Source organism: Burkholderia sp. BCC1993, from assembly GCF_905339865.1.
Classification (GTDB): Bacteria; Pseudomonadota; Gammaproteobacteria; order Burkholderiales; family Burkholderiaceae; genus Burkholderia.
In genome coordinates, this window is sequence record NZ_CAJPGZ010000004.1 from 327,761 (window position 1) to 340,632 (window position 12,872).

General features: G+C 66.4%; 13 protein-coding genes and 1 tRNA gene. 7 read left to right on the forward strand and 7 right to left on the reverse strand.

Going from position 1 to position 12,872, the window contains the following annotated elements:
* The first annotated feature begins 84 nt into the window (after positions 1-84).
* Positions 85-987, forward strand: coding sequence for a LysR family transcriptional regulator (locus tag U4Y91_RS08595; protein WP_321804716.1), 903 nt, complete (start codon positions 85-87; stop codon positions 985-987).
* Between the two features lie 28 nt (positions 988-1,015).
* Here U4Y91_RS08595 and U4Y91_RS08600 read toward each other — a convergent pair whose 3' ends face one another.
* The 4 genes from U4Y91_RS08600 to U4Y91_RS08615 form a co-directional block, all read right to left on the reverse strand.
* Entirely contained in the window at positions 1,016-1,183 is a 168-nt protein-coding gene (locus U4Y91_RS08600; protein WP_321804717.1) for a hypothetical protein, read from the reverse strand.
* 151 nt (positions 1,184-1,334) lie between these two features.
* Positions 1,335-1,419 (reverse strand) — tRNA-Leu (locus U4Y91_RS08605).
* Between the two features lie 105 nt (positions 1,420-1,524).
* On the reverse strand, positions 1,525-2,682 hold the full coding sequence (locus U4Y91_RS08610; RefSeq protein WP_321804718.1) for an ABC transporter substrate-binding protein: 1,158 nt from the start codon (positions 2,680-2,682) through the stop codon (positions 1,525-1,527).
* Between the two features lie 64 nt (positions 2,683-2,746).
* The gene (locus U4Y91_RS08615) at positions 2,747-3,688 is read right to left on the reverse strand and encodes a CysB family HTH-type transcriptional regulator (RefSeq protein ID WP_321804719.1); all 942 of its coding nucleotides are present in this window, start codon (positions 3,686-3,688) and stop codon (positions 2,747-2,749) included.
* A gap of 217 nt (positions 3,689-3,905) precedes the next feature.
* Here U4Y91_RS08615 and U4Y91_RS08620 point away from each other — a divergent pair, with 217 nt between their 5' ends.
* The 6 genes from U4Y91_RS08620 (at position 3,906) to cobA (ending at position 10,107) form a co-directional block, all read left to right on the forward strand.
* Positions 3,906-5,585 (forward strand): nitrite/sulfite reductase, encoded by a 1,680-nt coding sequence (locus U4Y91_RS08620; RefSeq protein WP_321804720.1) that lies wholly within the window; start codon positions 3,906-3,908, stop codon positions 5,583-5,585.
* Positions 5,586-5,610: 25 nt separating this feature from the next.
* Positions 5,611-6,153, forward strand: coding sequence for a DUF934 domain-containing protein (locus U4Y91_RS08625; protein ID WP_321804721.1), 543 nt, complete (start codon positions 5,611-5,613; stop codon positions 6,151-6,153).
* On the forward strand, positions 6,150-6,893 hold the full coding sequence (locus U4Y91_RS08630) for a phosphoadenylyl-sulfate reductase (protein WP_321804722.1): 744 nt from the start codon (positions 6,150-6,152) through the stop codon (positions 6,891-6,893). The genes U4Y91_RS08625 and U4Y91_RS08630 overlap by 4 nt, the downstream gene beginning before the upstream one ends.
* Before the next feature lie 75 nt (positions 6,894-6,968).
* Positions 6,969-7,931: a sulfate adenylyltransferase subunit CysD gene (cysD, locus tag U4Y91_RS08635; protein ID WP_321804723.1), complete on the forward strand. Its 963-nt coding sequence runs from the start codon at positions 6,969-6,971 to the stop codon at positions 7,929-7,931.
* Positions 7,932-7,953: 22 nt separating this feature from the next.
* Positions 7,954-9,270 carry a sulfate adenylyltransferase subunit 1 gene (locus U4Y91_RS08640; RefSeq protein ID WP_321804724.1) on the forward strand — a complete coding sequence of 439 codons (1,317 nt, stop codon included), beginning with the start codon at positions 7,954-7,956 and terminating at the stop codon, positions 9,268-9,270.
* Positions 9,271-9,357: 87 nt separating this feature from the next.
* Positions 9,358-10,107: a uroporphyrinogen-III C-methyltransferase gene (gene cobA / locus U4Y91_RS08645; protein WP_321804725.1), complete on the forward strand. Its 750-nt coding sequence runs from the start codon at positions 9,358-9,360 to the stop codon at positions 10,105-10,107.
* A 90-nt stretch (positions 10,108-10,197) separates the two neighbouring features.
* On the opposite strand, the gene U4Y91_RS08650 is transcribed toward cobA, so the two are convergent.
* The 3 genes from U4Y91_RS08650 to lptF are packed head-to-tail and all read right to left on the reverse strand — an operon-like array spanning position 10,198 to position 12,850.
* Complete coding sequence (locus U4Y91_RS08650; protein WP_124488473.1) at positions 10,198-10,581, reverse strand: sirohydrochlorin chelatase; 384 nt, start codon at positions 10,579-10,581, stop codon at positions 10,198-10,200.
* Positions 10,582-10,606: 25 nt separating this feature from the next.
* Positions 10,607-11,755 (reverse strand): LPS export ABC transporter permease LptG, encoded by a 1,149-nt coding sequence (lptG, locus tag U4Y91_RS08655; protein ID WP_321802827.1) that lies wholly within the window; start codon positions 11,753-11,755, stop codon positions 10,607-10,609.
* A gap of 3 nt (positions 11,756-11,758) precedes the next feature.
* A complete protein-coding gene (gene lptF, locus U4Y91_RS08660; protein ID WP_321804726.1) occupies positions 11,759-12,850 on the reverse strand; it encodes an LPS export ABC transporter permease LptF in 1,092 nt (363 codons plus the stop codon).
* Between the last annotated feature and the right edge of the window lie 22 nt (positions 12,851-12,872).

Sequence of the window (12,872 nt, forward strand, 5' to 3'; positions counted from 1 at the left end):
CCGGCGACAGGACTACTGTAGGCTTCTTCGATCGATAAAAATAATGAATAATGGTCAGTCAATGAATGACTGGAAGTATGTCTTATGGGGTTCGACAGCAGGCTGCTCAGCGGTATCGGCGTGCTCTCCGCGGTGATCGAGGCCGGCACCTTCGCGCGGGCAGGCGAGGCGATGGGACTGACTCAACCGGCAGTGAGCCGCGCCGTCGCCCGACTGGAAGAACGCGTCGGCATCCGCATCTTCAACCGGACCGCGCGTGCGATCACGTTGACCGACGAAGGGCGACGCTTTTACGAGGCGGTCGCGCCGCTGCTGGCCGGCATCGAGGAGGCGGCGCTCGACGCCGGCCAGTCGAAGGCGCGCGTGAGGGGGCGGCTGCGCGTGAACGTGGACGGCACGTTCGGCCACTACGTGCTCGCGCCGCGGATGGCGGAATTCCTCGACCGCTTTCCCGACCTGTCGGTCGAGATCAGCGCGCGGGATCGAATGGGCGACCTCGTCGCCGACGGATTCGATGTGGCAGTGCGCTTCGGCATCCCGGAGCCGTCGTCATATCGTGCGCGACTGCTGCTCGAGACGCGCGTGCTGACCTGCGCGTCGGCCGCGTACGTCGCGCGTCATGGCGAACCGCGACACCCGCGGGATCTCGCGGACGGTCACCGGTGCGTGCTGATTCGCGATCCGGTGACGGGGCGACCGTACGAATGGGAATTTCATCGCGGCAAGGAGGTCGTGCCGGTCGACGCCGCTGGCAGGCTGATGGTGAATGACACCGGCGGGTTGCTCGGCGCGTGCCTTGGCGGCGTCGGCATTGCGCAACTGCTGGAACTCTATGCCCGCGACGTCCTGGCCGAAGGGCGGTTGGTCCAGCTGCTGCCCGAATGGGCGGACGAGACGTTCCCGCTTTATGCGTATCACCATGCGTCGAACCTCGTTGCCGCGAAAGTGCGGGTGTTTCTGGATTTCGTCCGCGAGTTGATGGCCTGAGTGCGTCGGGCGGCGGGGCGCCATCGGTTCACTGGGTGCGGTGCGGAATGTTGTCCGGGAACGGGTAGGGCGCGTGCGGCCCTGGCCAGTCGGGCACGGGCGGCTCGCGCAGCAGGTCGCATCCGCCCAGCATGATCGACAACAGCGCGGCAAGCACGCAGCGGCCAATCCGGCATGAGATGACGCGCGTTGACATGGGGGCCTCCGTGCTTGCGTGTCCTGATGCTTGGACCGTCGGGGAAGGGCGTGCGTTGCGGTGTGTCTGGCGCGCGGCAACAACAAAAAACCCGCGAAGCGGCGAGCTTGCGCGGGTTTCGACAGACGCAGCGCATGACGCTGCGAAATACTGGTGCCCAGGGCCGGAATCGAACCGGCACGCCTTGCGGCGGGGGATTTTGAGTCCCCTGCGTCTACCAATTTCACCACCTGGGCTTTGATCCTGGCCGCGCATGCGATTCGTGCGGATTGTGCGCGGCGAAACGCGGATTATGGCGGAAAACGGGGCACCGGGCAAGCTGTCCGGCGACCGCCCGTGCGTTACTGGCTCAGATAGACGAATCGGCCCTGCTTCACGATCCCCATCACGCTCGCGCGCTGATCGAGCCCCACGTGATCCTTGTCGCTGGTATTGACGACACCGTTCGGCACGACGAGTTCGTGCGCGCGTTCGAGTTCGCGCCGCAGCGCCGCGCGGAAGCCCGGCGTGCCGGGCTGCGCGGCCTTGAGCGCGCGGCCGACCGCGTCGGCGAGGCGCGGGTACACGCCCGCCGCGTCGCCCGCGAACTGCGTGACCGTGCCGGCGCCGTATTTCGCTTCATACGCATCGACGAACGCGAGCGCGGCCTTGCGGGCCGGATGGTCGGCAGGCAGCGTGCGCGCGACGACCACCGGCTGGGTCGGGAACAGCGTCCCGTCGACGTCCTTGCCGCCGAGCTTGATGAATTCCGGCGTCGCGATCCCGTGCGTCTGGTAGATCGCGCCCTTGTAGCCGCGCTCGATCAGCGTGCGTTGCGGTAGCACGGCCGGCGTGCCCGAGCCGGCGATCAGGATCGCATCGGGCTTCGCGGCGATCAGCTTCAGCGCCTGGCCGGTGACGCTCGCGTCGGTGCGGTTGAAGCGTTCCGTCGCGATCACGCGGATCTTGCGGACTTCCGCGAAGCGCGTGAATTCGTTCAGCCAGCTGTCGCCATAGCTGTCCGCGAAGCCGATGAAGCCGACCGTCTTCACGCCGTGATTGGCCATGTAGCGCGTCATCACGTCGGCCATCGCGCGGTCGCTCTGCGCCATCTTGAATGCCCAGGTCCGCGCGCCTTCCTGCGGCTCGACGATCGCGCCGGAGCCGACCAGTGTGATCATCGGCGTCTGGGCGGCCGCCACCGCGTCGAGCGCCGCGAGCGCGGCCGGCGTGATGTTCGGCCCGACCACGACGTCGACGTGATCCTCGTCGACCAGCTTGCGGATGTTCCGCACGGCCGTGCCCGGGTCGGACGCGTCGTCGAGCACCGTCACCTGTACCGGCTGCCCGGCGATCGTCTTCGGCCACATCAGGATCGCGTTCTTGCTGGTGATGCCGATCGCGGCGGCCGGGCCGGTCGACGACAGGTCGACGCCGACCTTCAGGTCGGCATGCGCGGCCGCGCAGGCGAGCACGAGGGCGGCGCCGGCGGCGCGGCGCAACAGGGCGGGAAGCGTCATGCGGAAATCTCCGTCGGGCAATAAAAAGGGGCGCGATTTGCGCCCCTGTCGTTATACCTGTCCGTCAAAGCTCGTACGATTCGGATTCGCCCTTGAGCGCCTGCTCGATCAGCTTGCGGTTCAGCGTCGGCGACAGCAACTCGACGAGCGTATATACATAGCTGCGCAGATAGGCGCCCTGCTTGAGCGCGACACGCGTCACGTTGCTGCCGAACAGGTGGCCGACCGGAATCAGCCGCAGGTTGCGGTCGCGCTCCGGGTTGAATGCGATATCGGCCATGATCCCGACGCCGAGGCCGAGTTCGACGTAGGTCTTGATCACGTCGGCGTCGATCGCCTCGAGCACGATGTCCGGCGACAGCCCGCGCAGCGCGAACGCATGGTTGATCTTCTTGCGGCCCGCGAACGCGTCGTCGTACGTGATCAGCGGGTACTGCGCGAGATCGTCCAGCGTGACCGGCTTGCGTTCGAGCAGCGGATGGTCGACCGGCACCACGGCCGCGTGATGCCACTGGAAGCAGGGCAGCGACACGAGTTCCTTGTAGTCGGCGATCGCCTCGGTCGCGATCGCGAGATCGGCCTGATCGTGGATCACCATTTCGGCGACCTGCGTCGGGCTGCCCTGCAGGATCGACAGGTGCACCTTCGGGAAGCGCTTCTTGAATTCGGCGATCGCGGCCGGCAGCGAGTAGCGCGCCTGCGTGTGAGTGGCGGCGATCGTCAGGTTGCCCTGATCCTGCGCCGCGTAATCTTTTCCGACCCTTTTAAGGCTTTCAACTTCCTGCAGGATCCGCTCGACCGATGCGAGGATGATCCTGCCCGGCTCGGTGAGCGAGCGCACGCGCTTGCCGTGCCGCGTGAAGATCTCCACGCCGAGCTCGTCCTCGAGCTCGATGATCGCCTTCGACACCCCCGGTTGCGACGTGTAGAGCGCCTTGGCGGCCTCGGTGAGGTTGAAATTCTGCCGGACGGCCTCGCGCACGAAGCGAAATTGGTGCAGGTTCATTTATAACCCTTCCGCATATCAACAGAATTTTTTAGTCGTTTGAAATATAAGGCGAGTTTATTACGATTCACCGGAGTTTTTCAAATATGGATATCTGTTTTCGTCATTAGCAATCCAGCCGGGCCGCGGAAGGCCGGCGATGACGGCGGAACGGAGATTCGGGCGCGACGTGGCTAGGACGTCGCGCGGTCACCACGAAAACCCCTGGGGTCCCCGAATGTATCAGTACGACCAATACGACCAGACGATCGTCGACGAGCGTGTCGCGCAGTACCGCGATCAGGTGCGCCGCCGGCTGTCGGGCGAGTTGAGCGAAGAAGAATTCCGTCCGCTGCGCCTGCAGAACGGCCTGTACATGCAGCGCCACGCGTACATGCACCGCATCGCGATTCCGTACGGCAACCTGCGCAGCGAGCAGCTCCGCATGCTGGCGCGCATCGCCCGCGAACACGACCGCGGCTACGGCCACTTCTCGACCCGCTCGAACATCCAGTTCAACTGGATCCAGCTCGAGGAAACGCCCGAGATTCTCGCGAAGCTCGCGTCGGTGCAGATGCACGGCATCCAGACCTCGGGCAACTGCATCCGCAACATCACGGCGGACCAGTTCGCGGGCGTCGCCCAGGACGAGCAGATCGATCCGCGTCCGTGGTCGGAAATCCTGCGCCAGTGGTCGACGTTCCATCCCGAATTCGCGTGGCTGCCGCGCAAGTTCAAGATCGCGGTGTCGGGCTCGACGCACGACCGCGCGGCCGTGCAGATCCACGATCTCGGCGTGTACCTGAAGAAGAACGCGCAGGGCGAGGTGGTCGCGAGCATCCTCGCGGGCGGCGGCCTCGGCCGTACGCCGATCATCGGCGCGGTGATCAAGGAAGACCTGCCGTGGCAGCACCTGCTCACCTATTGCGAAGCCGTGCTGCGCGTGTACAACCGCTACGGCCGCCGCGACAACCTGTACAAGGCGCGTATCAAGATCCTCGTGAAGGCGCTGTCGCCCGCGAAGTTCGCGCAGCAGGTCGAGGAAGAGTGGCAGCACCTGAAGGACGGCCCGTCGACGCTCACGCAGGCGGAAGTCGACCGCGTGTCGCAGTACTTCCAGCCGCCCGTCTACGAGAAGCTGGCCGACACCGACGCGTCGTTCGAACAGCACCTGCTCGAGAACAAGGCGTTCGCGCGCTGGGTCGAGCGCAACGTCGCGCCGCACAAGGTGCCGGGCTATGCCGCCGTCACGCTGTCGCTGAAGGATCACCGCGTCGCCCCGGGCGACGCGACCGACGCGCAGATGGACCTGGTGGCCGACTGGGCCGACGCGTACTCGCTCGGCGAACTGCGCGTGTCGCACGAGCAGAACCTGATCCTCGCGAACGTGAAGAAGCGCGACCTGTTCGCGGTGTGGGAAAAGGCGAAGGCGGCCAGTTTCGCGACGCCGAACGTCGGCCTGCTGACCGACATCATCGCGTGCCCGGGCGGCGATTTCTGCTCGCTCGCGAACGCGAAGTCGATTCCGATCGCGCTCGCGATCCAGCAACGTTTCGACGATCTGGACTACGTGTACGACCTCGGCGACCTGTCGCTGAACATTTCCGGTTGCATGAACTCGTGCGGTCATCATCATGTGGGCAACATCGGCATCCTCGGCGTCGACAAGGACGGTGCCGAGTGGTACCAGGTGTCGCTCGGCGGCGAGCAGGGTACGGGCCGCAACGGTGCGCGCCTCGGCCGCGTGATCGGGCCGTCGTTCTCCGCGGAAGAAGTGCCGGACGTGATCGCGAAGCTGATCGACACGTTCGCCGAGGCACGCATCGACGGCGAGCGCTTCATCGACACGTACGACCGCATCGGCATTGCCCCGTTCAAGGAGCGCGTGTATGCGGCGCGCCAGGCAGTGAACGCGTAACCAACCGGGTAGAAGGAATTTGCAGATGGCTTCGATTATCAAGAACCGCGCAGTGATCGACGACGCATGGCAGGTCGTGCGCGCGGCGGAAGACGGTGCGCTGCCCGCGGTCGACGCATTGCCGGCCGGCAAGGTGCTGGTGCCGTTCACCCTGTGGCAGGCCGAGCGCGCGGCGCTCGTCGCCGCGAAGACGAAGGACGAACTCGGCGTGTGGCTCGCGCCGGACAGCGAGCCGGCCGATCTCGTGGCCGACTTCGGTGCGATCTCGCTGATCGCCGTCGATTTCCCGCGCTTCGCGGACGGCCGCGGCTACAGCATCGCGCGCCTGCTGCGCGAGCGCCACGGCTGGACCGGCGAGCTGCGCGCGATCGGCGACGTGCTGCGCGACCAGCTGCTGTACATGTCGCGTTGCGGCTTCGACGCGTTCGCGGTGCGGGCCGACAAGGACATCCACGATGCGCTGAACGCGTTCGGCGAATTCACGCAGCGTTACCAGGGCGCGTTCGACGAGCCGGCGCCGCTGTTCCGCCGCCGTGCCGCCACGCCCGACGCCAAGGTGAGCGCATGAGCGCCGCGACCGCACTGACGCCGGAACTCGCCGCGAAGGTCGAGCGCCTCGACGCGCTGCTCGCGCAGATCGGCGCGCGCCACGAGAAGGTGAAGTTCGCGAACAGCCTGGCCGCGGAAGACATGCTGCTCACGCACGCGATCCTGTCGAAGGGCGTGTCGATCGGCATCTTCTCGCTGAACACCGGCCGCCTGCACGCGGAAACGCTGGGCATGATCGACCGCGTGCGCGAGCGCTACGGCTACGAGATCGAGCAGTTTCACCCGCAGCAGGACGCGGTCGACCAGTACGTCGCCGAGCACGGCCTGAACGCGTTCTACGAAAGCGTCGAGCTGCGCAAGTCGTGCTGCCACATCCGCAAGGTCGAGCCGCTGAACCGCGCGCTGGCCGACGTCGGCGCGTGGGTCACGGGCCAGCGTCGCGAGCAGTCGGTCACGCGTGCTGAGCTGCACGAGGAAGAACAGGACGAAGCGCGCGGGATCGCGAAGTACAACCCGCTCGCCGACTGGACGGAAGCCGACGTGTGGGCGTACCTGAAGGCGTTCGACGTGCCGGTCAACCCGCTGCACGCGCGCGGCTATCCGAGCATCGGCTGCGAGCCGTGTACGCGTGCGATCCGCCCCGGCGAGGACAGCCGGGCGGGCCGCTGGTGGTGGGAGTCGCGCGACACGAAGGAATGCGGGCTGCACATCACGATCACGCCGATTCCCGCGAACGCCGAAGCCGGCGCCGCGCACTGAAAGCCGACAAGAAACCGAATATTGCGCCGCCCGCGACAGCGGGCGGCACGAACCCAGAAGAGAAGGACTGAAATCATGAGCACGACGCTCGAGCAATCCGCCTTTGCCCCGCCCACCGGTGCCGACGACCGCATGGGCCACCTCGACTGGCTCGAAGCCGAGTCGATCCACATCCTGCGCGAACTCGTTGCCGAATGCAGCAAGCCGGCGCTGTTGTTCTCGGGCGGCAAGGACTCGGTCGTCGTGCTGCACCTCGCGCTGAAGGCGTTCGGCCTCGGCGCGAACCGCAAGACGACGCTGCCGTTCCCGCTCGTGCACATCGACACGGGCCACAACTACGAGGAAGTGATCGACTTCCGCGACCGCCGCACGCAGGAGCTCGGCGCCGAGCTGGTGGTCGGCCACGTCGAGGATTCGATCAAGCGCGGCACGGTCGTGCTGCGCCGCGAAACCGATTCGCGCAACGCCGCACAGGCCGTCACGCTGCTCGAGACGATCGAACAGCACGGCTACACGGCGCTGATCGGCGGCGCGCGCCGCGACGAAGAGAAGGCGCGTGCGAAGGAGCGGATCTTCTCGTTCCGCGACGAATTCGGCCAGTGGGATCCGAAGGCGCAGCGCCCGGAACTGTGGAGCCTGTACAACGCCCGCCTGCACAACGGCGAGCACCTGCGCGTGTTCCCGATCTCGAACTGGACGGAACTCGACGTGTGGCAGTACATCGCGCGCGAGAACCTCGAACTGCCGTCGATCTACTACGCGCACGAGCGCGAGATCGTGCGCCGCAACGGCCTGCTCGTGCCGGTCACGCCGCTCACGCCGATGCGTGACGGCGAGACGAGCGAACTCGCGCAGGTGCGCTTCCGTACCGTTGGCGACATCAGCTGCACGTGCCCGGTCGAGAGCGACGCGGACGACGTCGAGAAGATCATCGCCGAGACGGCGGTGACCGAGATCACCGAACGCGGCGCGACCCGGATGGACGACCAGGCATCCGAAGCCGCGATGGAACAGCGCAAGAAGCAAGGTTATTTCTGAAGCACACGAGGACATTCACATCATGAGCATCATCGAGAACACCGAAGACCTCGGCGTGCTGCGCTTCATCACCGCAGGCAGCGTCGACGACGGCAAGAGCACGCTGATCGGCCGCCTGCTGTACGACAGCAAGGCCGTGCTGTCCGACCAGCTGTCCGCGCTGTCGCGTGCGAAGAACAAGCGCACGGTCGGCGACGAGCTCGACCTCGCGCTGCTGACGGACGGGCTGGAAGCCGAGCGCGAGCAGGGCATCACGATCGACGTCGCCTACCGCTATTTCGCGACCGCGAAGCGCAAGTTCATCATCGCCGACACGCCGGGCCACGAGCAGTACACGCGCAACATGGTGACGGGTGCATCGACCGCGCATGCGGCGATCATCCTGGTCGACGCGACGCGCGTGACGATCGAGAACGGCGTCGCGGAACTGCTGCCGCAAACGAAGCGCCACAGCGCGATCGTGAAGCTGCTCGCACTGCAGCACGTGATCGTCGCGATCAACAAGATGGACCTCGTCGACTACAGCGAAGCACGCTTCAACGAGATCCGCGACGCGTACGTCGCGCTCGCGAATCAGCTCGGCCTGAAGGACGTGCGTTTCGTGCCGGTGTCGGCGCTGAAGGGCGACAACATCGTCGGCGCGAGCGAGCGCATGCCGTGGTACGCGGGCGAGCCGCTGCTCGACGTGCTCGAATCGCTGCCGGTCGAGACGCAGGCGCATGACGCGCTGCGCTTCCCGGTGCAGTGGGTCGCACGTCAGGACGGCAGCTCGGCCGACGATTTCCGCGGCTACATGGGCCGGATCGAATCGGGCGAGGTGAAGGTCGGTGACGAAATCGTCGTGCTGCCGTCGAATCGCACCGCGACGATCGCCGAGATCGTCGCGCCGGTGCCGGGCGGCACGGCGTCGGTTGCGCACGCGTTCGCGGGCCAGACGGTGACGATTCGCCTCGAACAGGACGTCGACGTGTCGCGCGGCGACATGTTCGTCACGACCGCCGAGACGGTCGCGCCGGCGAAGAAGCTCGAGGCGGACCTGTGCTGGTTCGACGAGACGCCGCTGTCGCCGCAGCGCAAGTACCTGCTGAAGCAGACCACGAGCACGGTGTTCGCGAAGATCGGCGCGGTCAAGGAAGTGCTCGACGTGCATACGCTGTCGCACGCGACCGACCGCCAGGAACTGAAGATGAACGACATCGGCCGCGTCGCGCTGACGCTGCAGAAGCCGATCGTCTGCGACACCTACGATGCGCACCCGGGCACGGGCGCGTTCGTACTGATCGACGAGGCGACGCACCACACGGTCGCCGCCGGCATGATTCGGGCGTTCTCGGCGTAACCGGCATAACCGGCGGTCAGCGCCGCCCGCGCGGCGGCGCGGGCCGGCCGCCGTCCGCACGAGCAGGACCCAAGCGAAGCGACAAACATGGGCAAGGTATATCTGATCGGAGCAGGGCCGGGCGCCGCGGACCTCATCACGGTGCGTGGCGCGCGGCTGCTCGAGCAAGCCGACGTCGTGCTGCACGACGCGCTCGTCGAGCCGGCGATGCTCGACTACGCACCGAACGCGCGCAAGATCGCGGTCGGCAAGCGTTGCGGGCAGCGTTCGACCGCGCAGCATTTCATCAACAAGCAGATCGTCGACGCGGCGCGCGAGCACGCGTGCGTGGTGCGCCTGAAGGGCGGCGACCCGATGCTGTTCGGTCGCGCCGAAGAGGAAATGCGCGCGCTCGACGCGGCGGGCATCGACTACGAGGTCGTGCCGGGCATCACCGCGGCGCTGGCCGGCGCGGCGACGCTGAAGCGCTCGCTGACGTTGCGCGGCGTGTCGCGCAGCGTCGCGTTCGCGACGCACAGCCGCGCACCGGGCAGCGACGAGATTCGCGAGGCCGCGCGCGCCGATTCGATCGTCTACTACATGGGCCGAGACAGCGCGCCGGGCATCGCGCAGGAACTGATCGACGCGGGCCGTGCGAGCGCGACGCCGGTGGCGATCGTCGAGGCTTGCAGTACCGCGCGCGAGCGCACGCTGACGCTGACGCTCGGGCAGATGGCGGCGGGCGGGGCGCAGGCGTGGCTCGACCCGGCGGAACCGAGCCTGCTGATGATCGGCGATGCGTTCGCCGAACGCGTGCGGCGCGTGAAAGAGGGCGATGCGTTGCAGGATGCGGCTTGAGTCGAACGCGCGATCCGCAGGCAAAAAAAGCGCCGGCTTCCGAAGCCGGCGCTTTTTTGTTTGGGCTCGCCGCTTCGGCCAGCGATTCGCTTACGCGTCGCGGCCGACCTGGTCGATGCAGTAGCGCGCGATCGCATCGAGCACGCCGTCGTCTTCCCCGACGGCCGTCGCGCAACGGATCTCGACGCCCGGATGCGTGGCCCGGCACGCGTCGACGAGCTGCGGCAGGTCGCGGCGGACATGCCCGCCCTGACCGAAGAACACGGGTACCACGGTGATGCGCGTGCAGCCGGCCGCGACTTGCGCGGCGACGGCCGTATCGAGCGACGGCGTCATCAGTTCGAGAAACGCGAGCGACACGTGCGGAGCAGGGGAGCCGGCCCCGCGCAGCCGCGCGGCGAGCCGCTCGAACGGCTCGGCCCAGCGCGGATCGCGTGCGCCGTGGCCGAACAGGACGATGCCGTGCGAACTCATGTCGAAGCCTCCGTCGTGACGGCGCTCAGTGCCGGTCGACCCACTTGAGCGCGAACAGGCCGAGCGCGAGATAGATGAGGCCCGGCGTCGCCGCGGTCAGCGGTGCGGGCCACGTGTTCAGCGTGCCGATGTGCGAGAACAGCGTGTTGAGCAGCTGGAAGCTCATGCCGAGCATGATGCCGCCGAACACCTTCACGCCGACCACGCCGGCACGCGTGTGCAGGTACGCGAACGGCAGCGACAGTACGAGCATCACGAACACCGCGAACGGGTAGAGCAGCTTGCGCCACAGCGCGATGTCGTAGCGCTGCGTGTCCTGCTGGTTTTCGCGCAAGTGCTGGATGTAGCGGAACAGGTTGATGAGCGACATCCGTTCCGGCGACACGAGCAGCACCGACAGGATCTGCGGCGTCAGGTCCGAGCGCAGCCGGTATTCGGGCAGCGTCACCTGCTGCGACCGGTACACGGGGTTCAGCGCGTCGGCCGGTGCGCCGCCGACCGGCTTGATCGGCGTCAGTTCGGTTTCCGTGACGCCCTTGAGCAGCCAGTGGCCGGGCGGCTCGTAGCGGCCCGTCTGCGCGATCCGCACGTTCTGCAGCTGGAATTTCGAGTCGAACTCGTAGATGCGCACGTTGCTGATCGTCGAGTCGGGCGACAGGCTGCCGACGTTGACGAAGCGCGTGACCTGCTCGCCGTTCTCGCGGGCCGCGAGCGTGTCCTTCACCCACACGCCCGACTGGAAGTTCGACGACACCGACGCGCCGAGCGCCTGCAGCCGCACGCGTTCGGACAACTGGTCGGCGTACGGGCCGACGAATTCGCCGATCAGGTAGGTGATGATCACGAGCGGGACGCCGATCTTCAGCAGCGAGCGCAGCGCCTGGTTGGTCGCGAGGCCCGACACGCGGAAGATCGTGAATTCCGAGTTCGCGGCCATCTGCGCGAATACGTAGATCGCGCTGATGAGCGCGGCGACCGGGATGATCTCGTAGAAGCGCGACGGGGTCTGCAGCGCGACGCGCAGCACCGCGTAGCCGAACTTGTAGTTGCCGTGCCCGACCGAGTTCAGTTCGCTGATCAGGTCGAAGAAGAAGAACAGGCCCGAGAACGCGAACAGGATGAAGATGAACGTGACGTAGATCTGCCGCGCGAAGTATTTTTCATAGAGCCGCATCGATCATGCTCCCGAGCGGCCGAACAGCGCGCGTGTAAACAGCGGACGATTGCGCACGCGCAACCAGAAGATGAACGCGACGATCGCCGCGACGACCAGGTGCAGGCCGACGAGGCCGACGCCGAACGACATCTTGCCCTGCTCGATCTGTGCCTGCACGACGTTCAGCAGGTTCGAGTACGTCAGGTAGATCAGCACGGCCATCACGAGGTTGATCGTGCGGCTGCGGCGCGGGTTCTGGTACGACAGCGGAATGCCGAGCACCATCAGGTTGATCGCGATCAGCGGCAGCCCCGCGCGCCACGCGAATTCCGCGAGGTTGTCGCGCGTCGGGTTGCGCAGCAGGTCCGGTGTCGGCGTGCTGTTGGTGGTCGGCACGTTGGTGACCGGGGTGCTCGTGATCTTCACGCCGTAGCGCTGGAACTCCATGATCTTGAAGTTCGGCTGGCCGGGCGTGCCGTCGTAGCGGCGGCCGTCTTCCAGTACGACGAAGCGATCGCCGTCCTTCGTTTCCGTGTGGCCGGTGTGCGACACGACGACATTGACCTTGCCGTTCTCGGTCGACGTGACGAACACGTTCTGCACCTTGCTCTGGTCCGGCGACATCTTCTCGATGAAGAACACGCGATGGTTCGAGGCTGATTCGCGGAACTGGCCCGGCGCGAGCAGCGAGATCTCGTCGCGCTGCTGGAAGCGCGCCTTGATCAGCTTGCTCTGCTGGTTCGACCACGGCCAGCCGACGAACGCGAAGAACGCGATCAGCAGGACGATCGGCGTGGCGAACACGCCGATCGGCTTGATCAGGCGCGTGAGGCTCACGCCGGATGCAAGCCAGACCACCATTTCGGAGTCCCGGTACCACCGGGTCAGCACGAACAGGATCGACACGAACAGCGTGACGACGAGCATCACGGCGAGGTAGCCGATCACGGTCAGGCCGATCAGCACGAGCACGTCGCGCGGATCGATTTCGCCGGACGCGGCATAGCCGACGATGCGGATCATCATCGTCGTGAGCATGATCGTGAGCAGCACCATGAACACGGCGCCAGCCGTATACGCAAGCTCGCGCTGGAGGGAGCGTTCGAAGATCATTCTTGATGAGAAGAGGGCGGGA

Excerpts from the sequence above, each read along its gene's own strand:
- U4Y91_RS08595 (WP_321804716.1), top strand. The coding sequence starts at position 85 with ATGGGGTTCGACAGCAGGCTGCTCAGCGGTATCGGCGTGCTCTCCGCG.
- U4Y91_RS08600 (WP_321804717.1), bottom strand. The coding sequence starts at position 1,183 with ATGTCAACGCGCGTCATCTCATGCCGGATTGGCCGCTGCGTGCTTGCC.
- U4Y91_RS08610 (WP_321804718.1), bottom strand. The coding sequence starts at position 2,682 with ATGACGCTTCCCGCCCTGTTGCGCCGCGCCGCCGGCGCCGCCCTCGTG.
- U4Y91_RS08615 (WP_321804719.1), bottom strand. The coding sequence starts at position 3,688 with ATGAACCTGCACCAATTTCGCTTCGTGCGCGAGGCCGTCCGGCAGAAT.
- U4Y91_RS08620 (WP_321804720.1), top strand. The coding sequence starts at position 3,906 with ATGTATCAGTACGACCAATACGACCAGACGATCGTCGACGAGCGTGTC.
- U4Y91_RS08625 (WP_321804721.1), top strand. The coding sequence starts at position 5,611 with ATGGCTTCGATTATCAAGAACCGCGCAGTGATCGACGACGCATGGCAG.
- U4Y91_RS08630 (WP_321804722.1), top strand. The coding sequence starts at position 6,150 with ATGAGCGCCGCGACCGCACTGACGCCGGAACTCGCCGCGAAGGTCGAG.
- cysD (WP_321804723.1), top strand. The coding sequence starts at position 6,969 with ATGAGCACGACGCTCGAGCAATCCGCCTTTGCCCCGCCCACCGGTGCC.
- U4Y91_RS08640 (WP_321804724.1), top strand. The coding sequence starts at position 7,954 with ATGAGCATCATCGAGAACACCGAAGACCTCGGCGTGCTGCGCTTCATC.
- cobA (WP_321804725.1), top strand. The coding sequence starts at position 9,358 with ATGGGCAAGGTATATCTGATCGGAGCAGGGCCGGGCGCCGCGGACCTC.
- U4Y91_RS08650 (WP_124488473.1), bottom strand. The coding sequence starts at position 10,581 with ATGAGTTCGCACGGCATCGTCCTGTTCGGCCACGGCGCACGCGATCCG.
- lptG (WP_321802827.1), bottom strand. The coding sequence starts at position 11,755 with ATGCGGCTCTATGAAAAATACTTCGCGCGGCAGATCTACGTCACGTTC.
- lptF (WP_321804726.1), bottom strand. The coding sequence starts at position 12,850 with ATGATCTTCGAACGCTCCCTCCAGCGCGAGCTTGCGTATACGGCTGGC.